Source organism: Enterobacter sp. HK-058-C-ECC (genome assembly GCF_047531125.1).
Lineage (GTDB): Bacteria > Pseudomonadota > Gammaproteobacteria > Enterobacterales > Enterobacteriaceae > Enterobacter > Enterobacter quasiroggenkampii.
Genome location: NZ_JBLKCH010000001.1, coordinates 51,815 through 71,303 on the forward strand (window position 1 = coordinate 51,815; position 19,489 = coordinate 71,303).

A 19,489-nucleotide genomic window follows, 5' to 3' on the forward strand; every position below is an offset into this window, starting at 1 on the left:
TGCCACCCGGCAAAAAAGCCCGGTGGCGCTGACGCTTACCGGGCCTACGAACGAACGTTTATCGTTTATGCGAGAACCAAATCCCCCTGCGGATGGCAAGAGCACGCCAGCACGTAACCCTCGGCAATTTCCGCGTCGGACAGCGTCATGGTGCTGGTCACGGTGTACTCCCCGGAAACCACCTTCGTTTTACAGCAGCCGCACACCCCGGCGCGGCAGGCCGCTACCACCGGCACGTGGTTACTTTCCAGCGCCTCCAGCAGCGTGGTCCCCACGCGGCCAAAGAAGGTCTGCGCAGGCTGCAGTTTGGTGAACTGAATCCCGCTGGTTGCTGCTTCCGCCACCGGCGTGAAGAACTGCTCTTTGAAGAAGCGGGTCACGCCGAGCGCTTTCACATCTTCTTCCACGATAGCCATGTACGGCGCCGGGCCGCAGGTCATCACGGTGCGGTTCGCGATGTCCGGCACGCTTTGCAGCAGATCGCGGCTCAGGCGACCGGGCACAAAACCGTGCGTCGCGTTGTGCTCAGCCACCAGCGTCACCGGATAATCACGCCACTCCTCGGCAAAAATGACATCGTCCGGAGAGCGCACGCTGAAGATCACCTGCACGTCGGCCTGCGGGCGGTGTTTGGCCAGCCAGCGGCGCATTGACATAATCGGCGTTACGCCACAGCCTGCCGCCAGCAGTAGGAATTTCTCTTCCGCTTTGTCGTCACAGGTGAACTCACCCTGCGCATCGGACAGCCAGATATAATCCCCGCGCTTCACGTCCCGGGTCAGCCATTCTGAACCGGCTCCGCCTTCAATGCGACGGACGGTAAGCGTGATGTACTCGCTCACGCCCGGCGTGGAAGAAAGGGTGTAGGCGCGCAGGGTGTCTGCCGAATGGCGAACGCTAACCAGCGCATACTGACCCGCACGGTACGGATAGTAGTCGTGGCACAGCAGCGACAGCGTCCACACATCCGGCGTCTCCTGATGGATGTGATGAACCTGCATGCGCCACGGGCAGTGTGAGGTTGGCATGGTCATGAGTTACTCCTTACGCGCTCAGCAGCTGCTTCATATCGTCTTCAACGTTGGTCACGGAGCGCAGACCGAATTTTTCATTGAGCACCGCCAGCAGGTCCGGAGTCAGGAAGCCTGGCGCGGTCGGGCCAGTCACGATGTTGGTCACGCCCAGAGAGAGCAGGGTCAGCAGAATGACAATCGCTTTCTGCTCAAACCACGAGAGCACCAGCGACAGCGGCAGGTCGTTCACGCCGCAGCCCAGTTTCTCCGCCAGGGTAACGGCCAGAATGATGGCCGAATAAGCATCGTTACACTGGCCCGCATCGATCAGGCGCGGCAGACCTTCGATGTCGCCGAAGTCCAGCTTGTTGAAACGGTATTTGCCGCACGCCAGGGTCAGGATCAGGCAGTCTTCCGGCACGCGGGTGGCGAAATCGGTGAAGTAGTTACGCTCGCCGCGCGCGCCGTCGCAGCCGCCGACGAGGAAGATGTGGCGCAGCTTTTCACGGCTGACGAGGTCGATCAGCGAATCGGCGGCACCGAGCAGGGTTTCACGACCGAAGCCGACGGTGATCAGATGCGGGATCTCGCTGTACGGGAAGCCTGCCATCTGCTGCGCTTGCGCTATCACCGGACCGAAATCGTCACCTTCAAGATGGCTCACGCCCGGCCAGCCGACGATGCTGCGGGTCCAGATGCGGTCGTCATACGCGCCCACGGTCGGGTCGATGATGCAGTTAGAGGTCATCACGATAGGGCCAGGGAAGCGGGCAAATTCCACCTGCTGGTTCTGCCAGCCGCTGCCGTAGTTACCGATCAGGTGCTTAAACTTACGCAGCTCCGGATAGCCGTGCGCCGGCAGCATTTCACCGTGGGTATAGACGTTAACGCCGGTGCCTTCGGTCTGCTTCAGCAGGTTGTAGAGATCTTTCAGGTCATGGCCGGAGATCAGGATACATTTACCCTCGGTCGCTTTGACGTTGACCTGCGTTGGGGTCGGATGGCCGTAGGTGCCGGTTTCACCCGCGTCCAGAATGCTCATCACCCTGAAGTTCATCTGCCCGATTTCCATCGAGCATGCCAGCAGCGCGTTCATATCGGCAGGCCAGGTGCCCAGCCACGCCATGATTTTATGGTATTGCGCGTAAATGTCGTTGTCGTATTGACCGAGCACGTGCGCGTGCTCCATATAGGCTGCCGCGCCTTTCAGGCCGTACAGGCACAGCAGGCGAATGCCGAGAATGTTCTCGCCAATCGCCGCTTTGTCTTTATTCGGCGTGAATTCTGCCGCCTGACGCTGCAGCTCGCCCAGATCGTCGCTCACCAGCTGAAGGTCTGACATCGGGTTTTCCACGCGGGCGCTGGCATCCGCCTTCAGACACTGCGCCTTCAGCGCTTCACGCAGGGCAATGGCTTCGCGGGCATAGCCAACAATGCGCGGAGAGTCGAAGTTAACGTTGGTCAGCGTGGAGAAGAAGGCGCGCGGGGCGAAGCTGTCGACGTAGTGGTCGATGATGCCATATTCGCGGGCTTTAAACGCCCATGCGGAAAGGCCTTGCAGGGCCGCAATCAGCAGGTCCTGAAGGTCAGATGTTTCTGCGGTTTTGCCGCACATACCCTGTGCGTAAGAGCAGCCATTGCCTGCCGGGTTACGGATGGTTTGTTCACATTGCACACAAAACATAATCACACCTGTTAAAGTTATATTTAATATACATGTTTAAGGTTATGCCTGTGCCAGAACGGTGAAAAGGGCTTTTTACTACAAAATAGAGGGAGATTGATTTAGCGCAATTTTGGCGGCAGGAACCCTACCGCCAAAGAAGTATCAGGCCGAGAAGACGGCCATCAGAACCGGAACCAGCAGGCTTAAAATAAAGCCGTGAACGATGGCGGCGGGCACCATCTCCAGCCCGCCAGAGCGTTGTAACACTGGCAGGGTAAAGTCCATCGACGTCGCGCCGCACAGGCCCAGCGCGGTAGAGCGGCTGCGGCGAACCAGTCCCGGGATCAGCATTATGGCGATCAGCTCGCGCGCCAGATCGTTAAAGAAGGCGGCGCTGCCGATCACCGGACCGAATGATTCGGTCAGCAAAATACCGGAGAGGGAATACCAGCCAAAACCTGACGCCATCGCGAGGCCGGTTTTCAGCGGCAGGTCGAGAATAAAAGCGTTAATCACGCCCGCCACCATGGAACTGGCGATAACAATGACCGCGACCATCATTCCCCGACGGTTCAGAACAATTTGCTTCAGCGTCATGCCATTATTTCGCAGTTGGATACCGATCAGGAACAGCAGGAAGATCAGCGTATATTCACTGGCCTCTGTCGCGTGCTGTAAAAACGCCCATCCGGTCAGCCCAAGAAGAAAACCGAGCACCACGACGCCGCACAGTTTTAATGATTCCAGCGCCATCGCAATTCGGGAAGGCAGCTTTTCCTGATGATGATGGTTTTTCCACGGAACGGTGCGCTCAAGCCAGAATAATGCGGCGATATTACACAGCAAAATAACCACCACGGTGACCACCGAATAATGCAGGATGGAAAGCAAATTCGTCGCCAGATTATCCAGGAAGGCCAGGCTTATCCCCATAAAGAAAAGAATGACGTAAACAATCCAGCTGAGAAAACGGTTGATGAGCCGTAATGCAGATTCTCTGTGCAGCGGAATAAGGTAGCCCACAATCAGGGGCAGCAGAATAATGAGGAGTCCTGAAAACATGAACAGCCGGTCCTTTTGAGTATCTGTTGAGCGCCAGAGACACTACCCAATAAAGGCTGTCAGGTAAAGGAGCAATAAAAAAGCCGGGTGGCGGCTGCGCCTTACCCGGCCTACAAGTGCACTCTCACGTAGGTCGGGTAAGCGTTAGCGCCGCCCGACACCACGCGCAATTAATCGCGTTTTTCCAACAGGGTGCGGTACAGCACGCCACCCAGGATACCGCCAATAATCGGCATGACCCAGAACAGCCACAGCTGCTCAAGCGCCCAGCCGCCCTGGAAGATGGCGACGGCGGTACTGCGTGCCGGGTTAACGGAGGTGTTGGTGACCGGAATCGAAATCAGGTGAATAAGGGTCAGCGCCAGACCAATCGCAATAGGGGCAAAGCCTGCTGGAGCGTGTTTGTCGGTTGCGCCGTGGATCACCAGCAGGAAGCCTGCGGTCAGCACAATTTCAATCACGATGGCAGACAGCATGGAATAACCGCCCGGAGAATGCTCGCCGAAGCCGTTAGAGGCGAAGCCGCTGGCCGCCGCGTCGAACCCGGCTTTACCGCTGGCAATCACGTACAGAACGCCCGCTGCGATAATACCGCCAACCACCTGGGCGACAATATAACCAATCACCTCTTTCGCCGGAAAACGACCACCGGCCCATAAACCTAACGTTACTGCCGGGTTAAAATGACCGCCGGAAATATGCCCCACGGCAAAGGCCATGGTTAATACGGTCAAACCAAATGCCAGCGCGACGCCGACAAAACCGATACCTAATTCCGGGAATGCTGCTGCCAGAACGGCGCTACCGCAGCCACCAAATACCAGCCAGAATGTACCAAAGCATTCTGCAGCCAATTTTCTAAACATAACCACCTCAAATAATTTTCCGCACGCTTTCCCGCGCGCGGGATATATCGCCATAAAGGGATGACGACTCAAAGAGTCCGTATTTTAAAAACCAACAACACCCCTTCGCCACTTAAATAAATTCGATTAATTTGATTTAAGGCAATGTGATGTCAATCCTTGTTCAAATCAGCGGTAAATAGAGCATAGACCAATTCTCGACACGGTGAATGTTGTGCTGTCGTGACAGGGCGCCTCCCGCTATACTGCTGATAACTTAAAGGAAAAAGTGTTCATTGCGCGGGGGATTTATGCTTCTCGAACGTGTGGAAATTGTCGGGTTTCGCGGTATTAACCGCCTGTCGCTGCAGCTGGAACAGAACAACGTCCTGATCGGCGAGAACGCCTGGGGTAAGTCCAGCCTGCTGGATGCGCTGACGTTACTGCTTTCGCCCGAAGACGATCTGTATCACTTCGTTCGCGATGATTTCTGGTTCCCGCCCGGCGACGTGACGGGGCGCGAGAAGCATCTGCATATCATCCTGACGTTCCGCGAATCCGAACCCGGACGCCATCGGGTGCGTCGCTTCCGCCCGCTGTCACCCTGCTGGGTGCCGTGCGATGACGGTTTCCACCGGATATTCTACCGGCTGGAAGGGGAGATGGCGGAAAACGAGGGCGTGTTGACCCTGCGTGATTTTCTTGATGAGAAAGCCAGTCCGATCCCGCTGGACAATATCGACGATCTGGCCCGCAACCTGATCCGCCTGACGCCGGTGTTGCGCCTGCGCGATGCGCGTTTTATGCGGCGTATTCGTAACGGTACCGTCCCGAATATGCCAGAAGTGGAAGTTACCGCCCGCGAACTGGATTTTCTGGCAAGAGAGCTGGTGTCGCGTCCGCAAAATCTGACCGACGGTCAAATTCGTCAGGGGCTGTCCGCCATGGTACAGCTTCTGGAGCACTATTTTTCCGAGCAGGGGACGTCGGAGTCGCGCCATCGCCTGATGCGCCGCCGCTCTCATGACGAGCAGCGCAGCTGGCGCTACCTCGATATCATTAACCGGATGATCGACCGGCCCGGCGGTCGTACCCATCGGGTGATTTTGCTGGGGCTGTTTTCAACGCTTCTGCAGGCCAAAGGCACGGTTCGTCTTGACCGGGACGCCCGGCCGCTGCTGCTGGTGGAAGACCCGGAAACGCGCCTGCATCCCATCATGCTCTCCGTGGCATGGCATCTGTTGAACCTGCTGCCGCTCCAGCGCATTACGACCACCAATTCCGGTGAATTATTATCGCTGACGCCGGTAGAGCACGTCTGTCGTCTGGTGCGTGAATCTTCCCGCGTCTCCGCCTACCGCTTAGGGCCGGGGGGATTGAACGCGGAAGACGGGCGGCGCATCGCGTTTCATATTCGCTTTAACCGCGCGTCGTCGCTCTTTGCCCGCTGCTGGCTGCTGGTGGAAGGCGAGACGGAAACCTGGGTCATCAACGAACTGGCGCGCCAGTGCGGCCACCATTTTGATGCGGAAGGCATTAAGGTGATTGAATTCGCCCAGTCGGGATTAAAGCCGCTGATAAAATTTGCCCGCCGGATGGGGATCGAGTGGCACGTTCTGGTCGACGGTGATGAGGCGGGCAAAAAATATGCCTCGACCGTACGCAGCCTGCTGAATAACGAGCGAGAAGAAGAGCGCGACCATTTAACCATGCTGCCCGCCATGGACATGGAGCACTTTATGTATCGTCAGGGGTTCGACGACGTATTCCACCGAATTGCCATGGTGCCGGTCGATGTCCCGATGAACATGCGGCGCGTGATCGCCAAAGCTATTCATCGTTCTTCAAAACCGGATTTAGCCATTGAAGTGGCAACGGAAGCGGGGAGACGGGGCGTGGAGGCGGTGCCGACCCTGCTGCGGAAGATGTTCTCCCGCGTGCTGTGGCTGGCACGCGGGAGAGCGGATTAACGTTGAGTCGCCTGGTTCACCTGCTGAATCAGGCTATCCAGCAGCGCGTAGCGGCGGCGATATTCGGAACGCTTTTTGCTCGCGATCTCTTCCATTGGTTTGCGCGGCATGACGAGGGGCAGCATAAAGTTGCCGCTATCCTGCTTTTCACCGCCGATGGAGATCCAGAAACTGTCGTAATCGGCCAACAGTTTCCCCTCTTTTTTCTTGCGGTAGCGCCAGCTGCGATAAATATGGGTGTCGTTACTGACGGCGACAATCTGTTCTACCGGGAAGGCGGTGCCGAGCGTCATGGCGGCTTCGACCAGCAGACGTTTCGGGAACAGACCATGGCAGGCCTTCGTCGCGCCCTGGATCAGCTCATGGGGAACGTGGGCTTTTGCGCCCTGCAGGCCGCCAATAAACAGCGTCGATTTTCCCTCAAACTGGCACAGGGTGAAGGTCATCTCGGCCAGCACCGTATTCTGATGGTCGCAGAAGGCGAGGGTGGCTTCCCCTTCTTTATCCAGAAACGCATCGGCGCACAGGCGGACGGTAAATTGCTCTTCATCTTTACCGGTTAAGGTGAGCAGCGTGAAGCCCTTTTTCGACAGATAGCCCGAGAGCAGCGATGCCGGCATATGGCGGCTCATCGTTTGATAGTGCCAGTTAAGGGACTCGAGGGCCTGCTGGCGATTCATATTCACCGTCAGCCAGGGGCGATGCAGACGGCACGGCAGTCCTGGCTGTACCTGCAGCATTTGCATCAGGCTCGGCTGTTTTGCAAGGCTCGTCAACAGGCGAGCGGTACTTACAGGCGTCGCCAGCGAACGTAGCATGAATTTACGTCGATAGGCGGGGTTTTGCCACGCCAGCCCTGGCATGAGCTTACCGGAAGCCAGATGACTGAAGAGCTGCCAACCCGATGCAGGCTGTGGCAGGTTTGAAAAAGGTGTATCGACGATGGAAGACATGTTAGATCCTGCTTCTTGATGAAGATTTCTATTTCAGCAGGCGAACGTTCAACGTCTCGTAAACAAATTGTGACGATTTCGGAGAACAGGGGTTTCGTTGAGGAGTCGTTTAGATAGAATCAGCATTTATCATTGCCAGAACATTTATTTGGAATATTTATGAACCTCAAGGGAAAACGCAGAACGCTGTTTCTGCTGCTGGCGGTCGTGGTGTTAGCCGGTGGATACTGGCTATGGCAGGTGCTGAATGCGCCGGTGCCGCAGTATCAGACGCTGATTGTTCGCCCGGGCGAACTGCAGCAAAACGTCCTCGCGACGGGCAAGCTTGATGCCCTGCGCAAGGTTGACGTCGGCGCGCAGGTCAGCGGTCAGCTGAAAACGCTGTCGGTTGAGATTGGCGATAAGGTGAAAAAAGGCCAGCTGCTCGGCGTGATCGATCCTGAACAGGCTGAGAACCAGATCCGCGAGGTGGAAGCCACCCTGATGGAGCTGCGCGCGCAGCGTGCGCAGGCGCAGGCAGAGCGTAACCTGGCCCAGGTGACGCTGACCCGTCAGCAGGCGCTGGCCAAAACCCAGGCGATCTCGAAGCAGGATTTAGACACGGCCACCACGGAACTGGCGGTGAAGCAGGCGCAGATTGGCACGATTGACGCGCAAATCAAACGCAATCAGGCCTCGCTGGATACGGCGAAAACCAACCTCGACTACACCCAGATCGTGGCGCCGATGGCCGGTGAGGTCACTCAGATTACCACGCTGCAGGGGCAGACGGTGATTGCCGCGCAGCAGGCGCCAAACATTCTGACGCTGGCGGACATGAGCACCATGCTGGTCAAAGCCCAGGTCTCCGAGGCGGATGTGATCCATCTGAAGCCGGGGCAGAACGCCTGGTTTACGGTGCTGGGCGACCCGCAGACGCGCTACGAAGGCGTGCTGAAGGACATTCTGCCGACGCCGGAAAAAGTGAACGACGCCATCTTCTACTATGCCCGTTTTGAAGTGCCGAACCCGAAGGGCGTGCTGCGTCTCGACATGACCGCGCAGGTGCATATTCAGCTGACCGGTCTGAAGAACGTGCTGACCATTCCGCTCTCTGCGCTGGGTGAATCCGTCGGGGAGAGTCGCTATAAAGTGAAAGTGCTGCGCAACGGCGAAACGCGCGAGCGTGAAGTGGTGATTGGCGCGCGCAATGACACCGACGTGGTGGTGGTGAAAGGGCTGGAAGAGGGCGAGGAGGTTGTTGTCAGTGAAAGCCTGCCCGGAGCCGCGAAATGACCGCATTGCTTGAGCTGAAGGACATTCGCCGCAGCTATCCGTCGGGCGATGGCCCGGTGGAGGTGCTAAAAGGCATCTCCCTTCGGGTAGAAGCGGGCGAGATGGTGGCGATTGTCGGGGCATCGGGTTCCGGTAAATCGACGCTGATGAACATTCTCGGCTGTCTGGATAAGCCGACCAGCGGGACCTATCGCGTGGCCGGAACGGATATCTCCACGCTGGATGGCGACGCGCTGGCGAAGCTGCGTCGGGAGCACTTCGGCTTTATCTTCCAGCGTTACCATCTGCTTTCTCACCTCAATGCCGCGCAGAACGTGGAAGTTCCGGCGGTCTATGCGGGCGTCGAGCGGAAAAAACGGCTCGAGCGCGCGCAGATGCTGCTGACGCGTCTGGGGCTGGCAGAGCGGGTGGAGTACCAGCCTTCGCAGCTGTCCGGCGGCCAGCAGCAGCGCGTGAGTATTGCCCGCGCCCTGATGAACGGCGGGCAGGTGATCCTCGCGGATGAGCCAACCGGCGCACTCGACAGCCATTCCGGCGAAGAGGTGATGGCGATCCTGCACCAGCTTCGCGATCAGGGGCACACCGTCATCATCGTGACCCACGATCCGCAGGTGGCGGCGCAGGCGGAACGGATCATTGAGATCCATGACGGCGAGCTGGTCAGCAACCCGCCGCCGCGTGAGTCCAGGGCTGCGGCGCCGAAAGAAGTGCTTCCGGCATCAACCGGATGGGGGCAATTCTCCAGCGGCTTTCGTGAAGCATTGACCATGGCCTGGCTGGCGATGGCGGCCAATAAAATGCGTACCCTGCTGACGATGCTCGGCATCATCATCGGTATTGCCTCGGTGGTGTCGATTGTGGTGGTGGGCGATGCGGCCAAGCAGCTGGTGCTGGCCGATATCCGCGCAATCGGCACCAATACCATTGACGTCTATCCCGGCAAAGACTTCGGGGACGACGAGCCGCAGTATCAGCAGGCGCTGAAATACGACGATCTGGCGGCCATTCAGAAGCAGCCGTGGGTCAACTCCGCCACGCCTGCGGTGTCGCAGAATCTGCGCCTGCGGGTGGGCAATGTTGACGTGGCTGCCAGCGCGAACGGCGTCAGCGGGGATTATTTCAACGTCTACGGCATGACCTTCAGCGAAGGCGCCACCTTCAACGCCGAGCAGCTGGCGGGCAGGGCGCAGGTGGTGGTGCTGGACGCGAATTCGCGCAGACAGCTCTTCCCCAATAAAGCCAACGTGGTGGGCGAAGTGATCCTGGTCGGCAACATGCCTGCCACGGTCATCGGCGTGGCGGAAGAGAAACAGTCGATGTTTGGCAGCAGCAAGATCCTGCGCGTCTGGCTGCCCTATACCACTATCTCCGGGCGGATTATGGGGCAGTCCTGGCTCAACTCCATCACCGTACGCGTGAAGGAGGGCTACGACAGCGCGCTGGCCGAGCAGCAGCTTGAGCGGCTGTTAATCCTGCGCCACGGGAAGAAAGATTTCTTCACCTGGAATATGGACGGCCTCTTGAAAACGGCGGAAAAGACCACACGTACTCTTCAGCTGTTCCTCACGCTGGTGGCGGTGATTTCGCTGGTCGTCGGCGGTATCGGGGTGATGAACATCATGCTGGTGTCGGTAACCGAGCGAACCCGGGAGATTGGCATCCGCATGGCGGTCGGGGCCAGAGCCAGCGACGTGCTGCAGCAGTTTTTGATTGAAGCCGTGCTGGTGTGTCTGGTCGGCGGTGCGATGGGGATTGCGCTCTCGATGATGATCGCCTTCGCGCTCCAGCTCTTTTTACCCGGCTGGGAGATTGGCTTCTCGCCGGTGGCCATTATTACCGCATTCTTGTGTTCGACCTTTACCGGCATTTTGTTTGGCTGGTTGCCCGCCCGCAACGCGGCGCGGCTGGATCCGGTGGATGCGCTGGCTCGGGAATAACCCGAAAATAAAAATGCCAGCCGATCGGGCTGGCATTTTGACTGCGGGATGTACACAATAAAACAGAGAGCTATGCAACCGTCTCTGCTTCAATGGGGACGATAAGGCTTGCATGATTGCCTTTTGGTCCCTGGTGGACATCGAACCGGACGGACTGCCCGGCTTTGAGCGTTCTGTAACCATCCATCTGAATGGTGGAATAGTGAGCGAAGATATCCTCGCCGCCGCCTTCGGGGCAGATGAAGCCAAACCCTTTGGCGTTGTTGAACCACTTAACAGTACCCATTTCCATGCTTCGACATCCTTCGTAAATCTTATAAGTTAAGATGGAATGAACCGGTGGTGGAGTGGGGGCTGTTCAAAACCTCGCCATCTCACGCTTGTACAATTTAGAGAAACGAAAGAAGTCGTCAAGCGTTTGGCGCTGGAGATGGGACAATAATCAACCAAAGTTTGAAGCAGTTAACGCTATTGCAACAGTTTGTGACAGACATCGCGGATGACAGTAATAGATGATTGTTATCTAACATCTGAGGTAGATTCAAAGTGGTTATGCAAAATGGGTAAGACCAACGACTGGCTGGATTTTGACCAGCTGGCGGAAGACAAAGTGCGTGACGCGCTAAAACCGCCATCTATGTATAAAGTTATGTTAATGAACGATGATTACACGCCGATGGAATTTGTTATTGACGTGCTACAAAAGTTCTTTTCTTATGATGTAGAACGTGCAACGCAACTGATGCTTACCGTTCATTATCGCGGCAAAGCTATCTGCGGCATCTTCACTGCCGAAGTGGCGGAAACCAAAGTGGCGATGGTGAACGACTATGCGAGGGAGAACGAGCATCCGTTGCTGTGTACGCTGGAAAAGGCCTGATAAGGCATAAAATTGGGGGAGGTGCCTATGCTCAATCAAGAACTGGAACTCAGTTTAAACATGGCTTTCGCCAGAGCGCGTGAGCACCGACATGAGTTTATGACCGTCGAGCATTTACTGCTCGCACTGCTTAGCAACCCATCTGCCCGCGAAGCGCTGGAAGCCTGCTCCGTGGATCTGGTGGCGCTACGTCAGGAACTCGAAGCCTTCATCGAACAAACCACACCGGTGCTGCCAGCCAGTGAAGAGGAGCGCGACACGCAGCCGACGCTCAGCTTCCAGCGTGTGCTGCAGCGCGCGGTATTCCACGTCCAGTCTTCCGGACGTAGCGAAGTGACTGGCGCAAACGTCTTAGTCGCCATCTTCAGCGAGCAGGAGTCACAGGCTGCCTATCTGCTGCGCAAACACGAAGTCAGCCGCCTCGATGTGGTTAACTTTATCTCTCACGGAACGCGCAAAGACGAGCCTAACCAGGCATCGGATTCCAGCAATCAGGTCAATAACAATGAAGAGCAAGCAGGCGGGGAGGATCGTATGGAAAACTTCACCACCAACCTTAATCAGCTTGCTCGCGTTGGCGGTATCGACCCGCTGATTGGTCGCGATAAAGAGCTGGAGCGCGCGATCCAGGTGCTGTGCCGTCGCCGCAAGAACAACCCGCTGCTGGTGGGGGAATCTGGCGTGGGTAAAACCGCAATTGCCGAAGGGCTTGCCTGGCGCATTGTGCAGGGCGACGTGCCGGAAGTGATTGCCGACTGCACCATCTACTCGCTGGATATCGGCTCGCTGCTGGCGGGCACGAAATACCGCGGTGATTTTGAAAAACGCTTCAAGGCACTGTTAAAACAGCTGGAGCAGGACACCAACAGCATCCTGTTTATCGATGAGATCCACACCATCATCGGCGCGGGTGCGGCCTCCGGTGGCCAGGTGGATGCGGCTAACCTGATCAAACCGCTGCTCTCCAGCGGCAAGATCCGCGTGATTGGCTCCACCACCTACCAGGAGTTCAGCAACATCTTTGAGAAAGACCGTGCGCTGGCGCGCCGCTTCCAGAAAATCGACGTGACCGAACCGTCCGTCGAGGAAACGGTACAGATCATCAACGGCCTGAAACCGAAGTACGAAGCGCACCACGACGTGCGTTACACCGCGAAAGCGGTGCGTGCGGCGGTGGAGCTGGCGGTGAAATACATCAACGACCGTCATCTGCCGGATAAGGCGATTGACGTGATTGATGAGGCAGGGGCGCGTGCGCGCCTGATGCCGGCCAGCAAGCGTAAGAAAACCGTTAACGTGGCGGATATTGAGTCCGTGGTGGCCCGCATCGCGCGTATCCCTGAGAAAAGCGTCTCTCAGAGTGACCGCGACACGCTGCGCACCCTCGGCAATCGCCTGAAAATGCTGGTCTTTGGTCAGGATAAAGCCATTGAGGCCTTAACCGAAGCGATCAAGATGGCCCGTGCCGGGCTGGGGCATGAGCACAAGCCTGTCGGTTCCTTCCTGTTTGCTGGCCCGACCGGCGTGGGAAAAACCGAGGTAACGGTTCAGCTCTCCAAAGCGCTGGGCATTGAGCTGCTGCGCTTTGATATGTCCGAGTATATGGAGCGTCACACCGTCAGCCGTTTGATTGGTGCGCCTCCGGGCTATGTGGGCTTTGACCAGGGGGGCCTGCTCACCGACGCGGTCATCAAGCATCCGCACGCGGTACTGCTGCTCGATGAAATCGAGAAAGCGCACCCGGACGTGTTCAACATCCTGCTTCAGGTGATGGACAACGGGACGCTGACCGACAACAACGGGCGCAAGGCGGACTTCCGTAACGTGGTGCTGGTGATGACCACCAACGCCGGGGTACGTGAAACCGAGCGTAAATCTATCGGCCTGATCCACCAGGATAACAGCACCGATGCGATGGAGGAGATCAAGAAGATCTTCACGCCGGAGTTCCGTAACCGTCTGGACAACATCATCTGGTTCGATCACCTGTCTACCGAGGTGATCCATCAGGTCGTGGACAAGTTCATCGTCGAGCTGCAGGTTCAGCTGGATCAGAAAGGCGTGTCGCTGGAAGTAAGCCAGGAGGCCCGCAACTGGCTGGCCGAGAAAGGCTATGACCGTGCGATGGGCGCCCGTCCGATGGCGCGTGTGATTCAGGACAACCTGAAGAAACCGCTGGCGAACGAGCTGCTGTTTGGCTCGCTGGTGGACGGCGGCCAGGTGACCGTGGCGCTGGACCAGGCGAAGAACGAACTGACGTACGATTTCCAGAGTGCGGCGAAGCACAAGCCGGAAGCGGCTCACTGATTTCTTACGTAGGTCTTAAAAAACCGGGCAATAGCCCGGTTTTTTTATGCCTGCTTTTCTCCCTCTCCCTGTGGGAGAGGGTTAGGGTGAGGGCATCAGGCCGCAGAGGAATTTTGCGAGGCGCTTTCCAGTTTCGTACGACGTTGGTTGCTGGATAAATCCACAGTAATAAAATGGCGGCGCACCTGCAAAATCAGGTGCCGGGATTGGCGTCCTGAAAGTGTGCACAAACAATCTTACGTGCATAAAGGATCACATATGATTGATATTAATAATTTCGCCCAACTTTACAGCGAACTCTTCCTCAACCCCGATCTCCCCACCCTGGCCGAGCGCTGCAACCTGCTCACCGAAATCCTGCTGGATTGCAAATCACTCCCACAAACGCAGCCCGTATGTCGTTGCCTCGGGTCTTATCTGGAAGAGGTAAAATCCGGCCTCACAGAATCCATGCGTGATTTTCAGATAGTGGAATTTGAGGACGAATCGGAACCACCGCAACAAAAGGAATGGCTGCTGGAAGATACAGAAACAAAGTGTGACTACTGTCGTGCGTTAAACCACGTACTTCTGGTATCGCATTTTGACCGCGATATGTTGCCGCACCTGACGGGATTACTCCATGACATGGCTCATTCTATGGCGGGGGATTTAATCGCTCCTGCACAACCGTGGATGACAATACTTCTTCCGACGCAGCAACACTAACGCCACAAATAAAAAAGGCCGGGATTAACCCGACCTTTTAAATATTCATCTGCCATTACAGGCGAAAACAATTAGCGACTACGGAAGACAATGCGGCCTTTGCTCAGGTCGTACGGGGTCAGTTCAACAGTCACTTTGTCGCCCGTCAAAATGCGGATGTAGTTTTTGCGCATTTTACCGGAGATGTGCGCAGTTACCACGTGACCGTTTTCCAGCTCTACGCGAAACATGGTATTAGGCAACGTATCAAGTACGGTACCCTGCATTTCAATATTGTCTTCTTTGGCCATCTAATCCTCTGGGGTATCACTACCAAGTTTTGAACCGGCAAGATAATGCCGAAATTCATCAATTAAGTAAAGAATTGCGCGATTAAAACGCAGCAAAACAGTTTCGGCGCATTGCCCAAGCGTCACGGTACAACCGAACAGGAAGCGCATTCGTAAAGGGGAGACAACAGGATAAACGTCAGGACGTTATCTGAAGCGAGGGTCCCAAACGGCGGCGGGGCAACAGGCAGAAGCTACTCTGCGGCATAATTATAACACCCTCACAAAAAATATGCGGAAAACATTTAGGCATTGGGCATAAAGAGCGTTCTCGGTATCCAGAAGTCGCGGGGGAGCTTCTCCTGACGACTGGCATCCAGATGCTCGATGTACTGACGTCGCGGGATCTCAACGGCGCCGAGAGAAGCCGTGTGCTCGTTGAGCACCTGACAATCGATCAGGCGTCCACCGCGCTGGGCAAACGCCTGGCTGAAGACCAGCAGCGCCGTTTTCGAGGCATTTACCGCACGGGAGAACATCGACTCGCCGCAAAACAGCGTCCCCTGCGCCACGCCATACATGCCGCCGACGAGTGCTCCACCGTCCCATACCTCGATGGAGTGAGCGTAGCCAAGCTCATGAAGCTGGTGGTAGGCGGTAATAATATCGCGGGTTATCCATGTTCCCTCAAAGCGGTCTTCGGCACAGCCTTCAATGACCTGTCCAAAGGCGTGGTTCAGGGTGACGCGGTAGGGGGATTTCGCATGGAAACGCTTCATGCTGCGGCTCTGGTGAAACTGCTCTGGCCACAGCACGGCACGCGGATCGGGAGACCACCATAAAATGGGGTCGCCGGGAGAAAACCAGGGGAAGATACCGCGCTGGTACGCCATCAATAACCGCGCAGGGCTGAGGTCACCGCCAAGGGCCAGCAGCCCATTGGGCTCACGCAGCGCCCCTTCCGGAGAAGGGAACGCGATATTATGACGAGAAAGCTGGACCAGGCGCATGACAGCAAAACTCCAGTACGCGAGTGAGGACGCTACAAATATAGTCTACAGACGCTGTTTAAACTGGTAGTAGCGACCCTGTTTCGCCAACAGCTCTGCGTGACTACCTTGCTCAATAATGTGTCCGTTGTCCATCACAATTATCTGATCAAAACTCGCCAGTCCGCGCAGGCGGTGCGTGACCATCAGGACGGTTTTACCGGTCATAACATTGGCCAGCAAATCAAGTATTTGGCTCTCGGTCGTGACATCCAGCCCTTCGGTGGGCTCGTCAAGCAGCATCAGCGGCGCATCGTGCAGCAGCGCGCGCGCAATGGCCAGACGGCGCAGTTCACCGCCGGAGAGTTGACGACCGCCTTCGCCCAGCCAGCTGTTCAATCCCTCGTCCTCAAGCAGCTTATGCAGACCGACCTGTTCCAGCATGGCGCGAAGCGCATCATCCGTGGCCTCTGGGGCTGCCAGCAGAAGGTTATCGCGCAGGGTGGCGCTGAACAGATGCACGCGCTGCGGAACGACGCTGACCGTTTTGCGCAGGGCCTGCTCGCTGAAATCAGTCAGCGACGTATTATTAAAACGAATCTGACCGCGCTGCGGATCCCAGGCACGGGTCAGCAGCTGCAGCAGCGTCGATTTACCGCAGCCGGTACGGCCGAGGATCGCAATCCGCTGTCCTGCATTAACGGACAGATTGATACCGTCCAGCGCGTTCTGCGCCTGTTTGTCGTAGGCGAAAGTGACATCTTCCAGCGTCAGTGCAACCTGCTCTGGTACCACGGTCTGCCCGGCACTGAACGTGACTTCAGGTTTCTGCTCGGCAATCTGGGTGATGCGCAGGGCAGAAGCGATGACCTGCCCCAGATGCTGGAAGGCACCCGTCACCGGGGCCAGCGCTTCAAACGCGGCCAGCGCACAGAAGACGAAAAGGGCAATAAGCGGACCCGGCTGTGTATTTCCCCCGATATCGCCGGATGCCAGCCACAGCATGGCTATTACCGCCACGCCGCCGATCAGCATCATCAGCGCCTGAGAGAAGGCCGTCAGCTCCGACTGGCGTCGCTGGGCTTCATGCCAGTTCAGCTCCGTGCTTTCCATGCGGGCGCGGTAGCGCTTGCTGGCACCAAAAATGGTCAGCTCCGCCTGCCCCTGAAGCCAGGCGGTCAGCTGCTGGCGGTAGTCCCCGCGCAGGCGCGTCAGGTTTTCCCCGGTGGATTTCCCGGCGCGGTAAAACAGCGGCGGCAGAATGATAAGCGTCAGCAGCATGATCCCACCCAGCGTCAGCGCAACGGGGACATCCAGAACAGACAGCCCCAGCGTGACCACCACAATCACCACAAACGCGCCCACGATTGGGGAAATCACCCGCAGGTAAAGATGATCCAGCGTGTCGACATCCGCCACCACGCGGTTAAGCAATTCGCCCTGACGAAAACGCGCCAACCCGGCAGGGGAGAGGGGCAGCAGTTTGCTAAAGGTATAAATACGCAGGTGCTGCAGCACGCGAAAAGTGGCGTCGTGGCTGACCAGCCGTTCGAAATAGCGTCCGGCAGTACGGGTGATGGCGGTACCGCGAACCCCGGCAGCCGGAAGCATGTAGTTGAAGCTGTATAAACCGGCGAACCCCGCGACGGCCGAGGCCGACAGGAACCAGCCGGAAAGCGTGAGCAGGCCTATGCTGGCGAGCAGCGTGACAATAGCCAGCACAATCCCCAGCGTCAGCATCCATTTGTGGCGTTTATAGAGCGCCAGGTAAGGCAGCAGAGCGCGCATCAGATATCCTCCTGACGGTTCGCCAGCAGGGTAGCAAATGGCCCCTGGGCGGCAACGAGAGAGGCGTAATCGCCTTGCTCAACAATACGGCCGTTTTCCATGACCCAGATCTGGTCCCAGTCGGCAATCCCTTCCAGCTGGTGGGTGACCATCAGGGTGGTTTGCTGCAGGGAGGCGGCGTTAAGCGCTTCCATGACGCGCTGCTCGCTGTGTGCGTCAAGGCTGGCTGCAGGCTCGTCCAGCAGCATCAGCTGGCATGGGTTGAGCAGCGAGCGGGCAACGGCCACACGCTGCGCCTGCCCGACCGACAGCCCGGCGGACTGGTCGCCGACAACGGTATCCACCCCTTGCGGCAGCAGCGGCAGAAACTCGCTAACCCAGGCGCGGTCGAGAACCGATTGCAGTTCATCTTCACGCGCGTCCGGGCGCGCCAGAAGCACATTTTCGCGCAGCGTAGCGGCGGGAAGCTGTGGGTTTTGGCCTACCCAACTGAGCTGTTTACGCCAGGCGTCAGGGTCGAGATTGCGCAGTTCGGTTTTGTTGATCCGCAGTGAACCGGTGTAGGCCATAAAACCGGACAACGCGTTCAGCAGAGAACTTTTCCCGGAACCGCTGATGCCGACAAGGACCACGCGTTGTCCGGCAGGTAAGGTAAAGTTCAGCGGACCAGCGAGCACTTTGCCTTCGGGCGACAGAATGGAAAAGTCCTGCGCTTCAATGGTCACTGGATCTTTCGCATTCAGCGTCACGTCACCGCGCTCCGGGTGGGCCAGCGGCGTTTCCAGGAACGTTTTAAGGCTATCGGCGGCGCCAACCGCCTGAGCTTTGGCGTGGTAGAAAGTTCCCAGATCGCGAAGCGGCTGGAAAAATTCCGGCGCCAGGATCAGCGCCAGGAAACCGGCGGAAAGGGTCACCGCCGTACCGTAGTGGCCGAAATCCAGCGCACCGAGGTAGGAGAAGCCGAAGTAGACCGCCACAAGGGCAATCGACAGCGAGGTGAAGAATTCCAGAACGCCTGAAGACAGGAAGGCGAGGCGTAGTACTTCCATGGTGCGCTGACGGAAGTCCTGTGACGCCAGGCGAATATTTTCGGTTTCCGCTTCACCGCGGCCAAAAATGCGCAATGTCTCCATACCACGCAGACGATCGAGGAAATGACCGCTTAAGCGACCCAGTGCGAGGAAGTTACGGCGGTTGGCATCCGCAGCCCCCATCCCGACCAGCGCCATAAACAGCGGGATCAGCGGGGCGGTGCCCATCAGAATCAGCGCCGCCATCCAGTTCACCGGGAAGATGGCGATCACGATCAGCAGCGGAACGAAGACGGCAAGGGCCATCTGTGGCAGATAGCGCGCGTAGTAGTCATGCATATCGTCAATCTGCTCAAGGATCAGCGTCGCCCAGCTACCGGCCGGTTTACCCTGGATCCACGCGGGCCCGGCTTCCTGAAGCCTGTCGAGCACCTGACGGCGGATCTCGTAGCGGATGTGCTGTCCGGCGTGAAAACCGACACGCTCACGTAGCCACACCACCCAGGCGCGCAGGATAAAAATCAGGATCAGGACAATAAAGGGCAGCAGGAGCGCTTCGCGTGGAATGTTCTCCATGATCATGTGATTAAGAATGCGTGCCAGCAGCCATGCCTGGGCAACAATCAACAGACCGCTGACGAAACCCAAAAGACGGGAAATCGTAAGCCAGCGGCGGGAAAGAACGCTTTGCTGTTTCAGCCAGCGTGTTAACTCTTGTTGACGGGTTTTTTCCATTGCGTACTTTGCAGGTGACGTTATTAGAAGTTAGGCAGCGCAATGTTACAACGGGGAGACA

16 protein-coding genes are annotated in these 19,489 nt (G+C 57.3%); 6 read left to right on the plus strand and 10 right to left on the minus strand.

Annotation, left to right across the window (positions count from 1 at the left end; all coding sequences use genetic code 11):
* Nucleotides 1–65: 65 nt before the first annotated feature.
* The 4 genes from hcr to aqpZ form a co-directional block, all read right to left on the minus strand.
* Complete coding sequence (hcr, locus tag ACMWJS_RS00280; protein WP_414746427.1) at nt 66–1,034, minus strand: NADH oxidoreductase; 969 nt, start codon at nt 1,032–1,034, stop codon at nt 66–68.
* A gap of 10 nt (nt 1,035–1,044) precedes the next feature.
* Nucleotides 1,045–2,697, minus strand: a complete 1,653-nt coding sequence (gene hcp / locus ACMWJS_RS00285; RefSeq protein WP_414746428.1) for a hydroxylamine reductase — start codon at nt 2,695–2,697, stop codon at nt 1,045–1,047.
* 144 nt (nt 2,698–2,841) lie between these two features.
* Nucleotides 2,842–3,741: a lysine exporter LysO family protein gene (locus tag ACMWJS_RS00290; RefSeq protein WP_048027153.1), complete on the minus strand. Its 900-nt coding sequence runs from the start codon at nt 3,739–3,741 to the stop codon at nt 2,842–2,844.
* 170 nt (nt 3,742–3,911) lie between these two features.
* Entirely contained in the window at nt 3,912–4,607 is a 696-nt protein-coding gene (gene aqpZ / locus ACMWJS_RS00295) for an aquaporin Z (RefSeq protein WP_008499998.1), read from the minus strand.
* A 290-nt stretch (nt 4,608–4,897) separates the two neighbouring features.
* Here aqpZ and ACMWJS_RS00300 point away from each other — a divergent pair, with 290 nt between their 5' ends.
* Nucleotides 4,898–6,556: an ATP-dependent endonuclease gene (locus ACMWJS_RS00300; protein WP_414746429.1), complete on the plus strand. Its 1,659-nt coding sequence runs from the start codon at nt 4,898–4,900 to the stop codon at nt 6,554–6,556.
* Here the strand turns inward: ACMWJS_RS00300 and ACMWJS_RS00305 are convergent.
* Nucleotides 6,553–7,509 (minus strand): VirK/YbjX family protein, encoded by a 957-nt coding sequence (locus tag ACMWJS_RS00305; RefSeq protein WP_334763213.1) that lies wholly within the window; start codon nt 7,507–7,509, stop codon nt 6,553–6,555. The two genes, ACMWJS_RS00300 and ACMWJS_RS00305, sit on opposite strands and share 4 nt — an antisense overlap.
* Before the next feature lie 159 nt (nt 7,510–7,668).
* On the opposite strand from ACMWJS_RS00305, the gene macA reads away from it, so the two are divergent.
* Nucleotides 7,669–8,784 (plus strand): macrolide transporter subunit MacA, encoded by a 1,116-nt coding sequence (gene macA, locus ACMWJS_RS00310; RefSeq protein WP_414746430.1) that lies wholly within the window; start codon nt 7,669–7,671, stop codon nt 8,782–8,784.
* On the plus strand, nt 8,781–10,721 hold the full coding sequence (macB, locus tag ACMWJS_RS00315; RefSeq protein WP_414746431.1) for a macrolide ABC transporter ATP-binding protein/permease MacB: 1,941 nt from the start codon (nt 8,781–8,783) through the stop codon (nt 10,719–10,721). Before macA ends, macB begins: the two co-directional genes overlap by 4 nt.
* A gap of 70 nt (nt 10,722–10,791) precedes the next feature.
* On the opposite strand, the gene cspD is transcribed toward macB, so the two are convergent.
* The gene (gene cspD, locus ACMWJS_RS00320) at nt 10,792–11,013 is read right to left on the minus strand and encodes a cold shock-like protein CspD (RefSeq protein ID WP_008499993.1); all 222 of its coding nucleotides are present in this window, start codon (nt 11,011–11,013) and stop codon (nt 10,792–10,794) included.
* A 267-nt stretch (nt 11,014–11,280) separates the two neighbouring features.
* Between cspD and clpS the strand changes: the two genes are divergently transcribed.
* The 3 genes from clpS to ACMWJS_RS00335 all read left to right on the plus strand — a co-directional run bounded on the left by clpS (nt 11,281) and on the right by ACMWJS_RS00335 (nt 14,616).
* Nucleotides 11,281–11,601, plus strand: a complete 321-nt coding sequence (gene clpS / locus ACMWJS_RS00325; RefSeq protein ID WP_006174393.1) for an ATP-dependent Clp protease adapter ClpS — start codon at nt 11,281–11,283, stop codon at nt 11,599–11,601.
* A 27-nt stretch (nt 11,602–11,628) separates the two neighbouring features.
* Nucleotides 11,629–13,908 (plus strand): ATP-dependent Clp protease ATP-binding subunit ClpA, encoded by a 2,280-nt coding sequence (clpA, locus tag ACMWJS_RS00330; protein ID WP_014831269.1) that lies wholly within the window; start codon nt 11,629–11,631, stop codon nt 13,906–13,908.
* 258 nt (nt 13,909–14,166) lie between these two features.
* Nucleotides 14,167–14,616, plus strand: coding sequence for a hypothetical protein (locus tag ACMWJS_RS00335; protein ID WP_414746432.1), 450 nt, complete (start codon nt 14,167–14,169; stop codon nt 14,614–14,616).
* Nucleotides 14,617–14,687: 71 nt separating this feature from the next.
* On the opposite strand, the gene infA is transcribed toward ACMWJS_RS00335, so the two are convergent.
* From infA to cydD, 4 genes are all read right to left on the minus strand, one after another.
* Nucleotides 14,688–14,906 (minus strand): translation initiation factor IF-1, encoded by a 219-nt coding sequence (infA, locus tag ACMWJS_RS00340; RefSeq protein WP_002211347.1) that lies wholly within the window; start codon nt 14,904–14,906, stop codon nt 14,688–14,690.
* Between the two features lie 284 nt (nt 14,907–15,190).
* Nucleotides 15,191–15,895, minus strand: coding sequence for a leucyl/phenylalanyl-tRNA--protein transferase (aat, locus tag ACMWJS_RS00345; RefSeq protein WP_414746433.1), 705 nt, complete (start codon nt 15,893–15,895; stop codon nt 15,191–15,193).
* 45 nt (nt 15,896–15,940) lie between these two features.
* A complete protein-coding gene (gene cydC, locus ACMWJS_RS00350) occupies nt 15,941–17,662 on the minus strand; it encodes a heme ABC transporter ATP-binding protein/permease CydC (RefSeq protein WP_414746434.1) in 1,722 nt (573 codons plus the stop codon).
* Nucleotides 17,662–19,428 carry a heme ABC transporter permease/ATP-binding protein CydD gene (gene cydD, locus ACMWJS_RS00355; RefSeq protein WP_414746435.1) on the minus strand — a complete coding sequence of 589 codons (1,767 nt, stop codon included), beginning with the start codon at nt 19,426–19,428 and terminating at the stop codon, nt 17,662–17,664. Before cydD ends, cydC begins: the two co-directional genes overlap by 1 nt.
* Nucleotides 19,429–19,489: the final 61 nt, after the last annotated feature.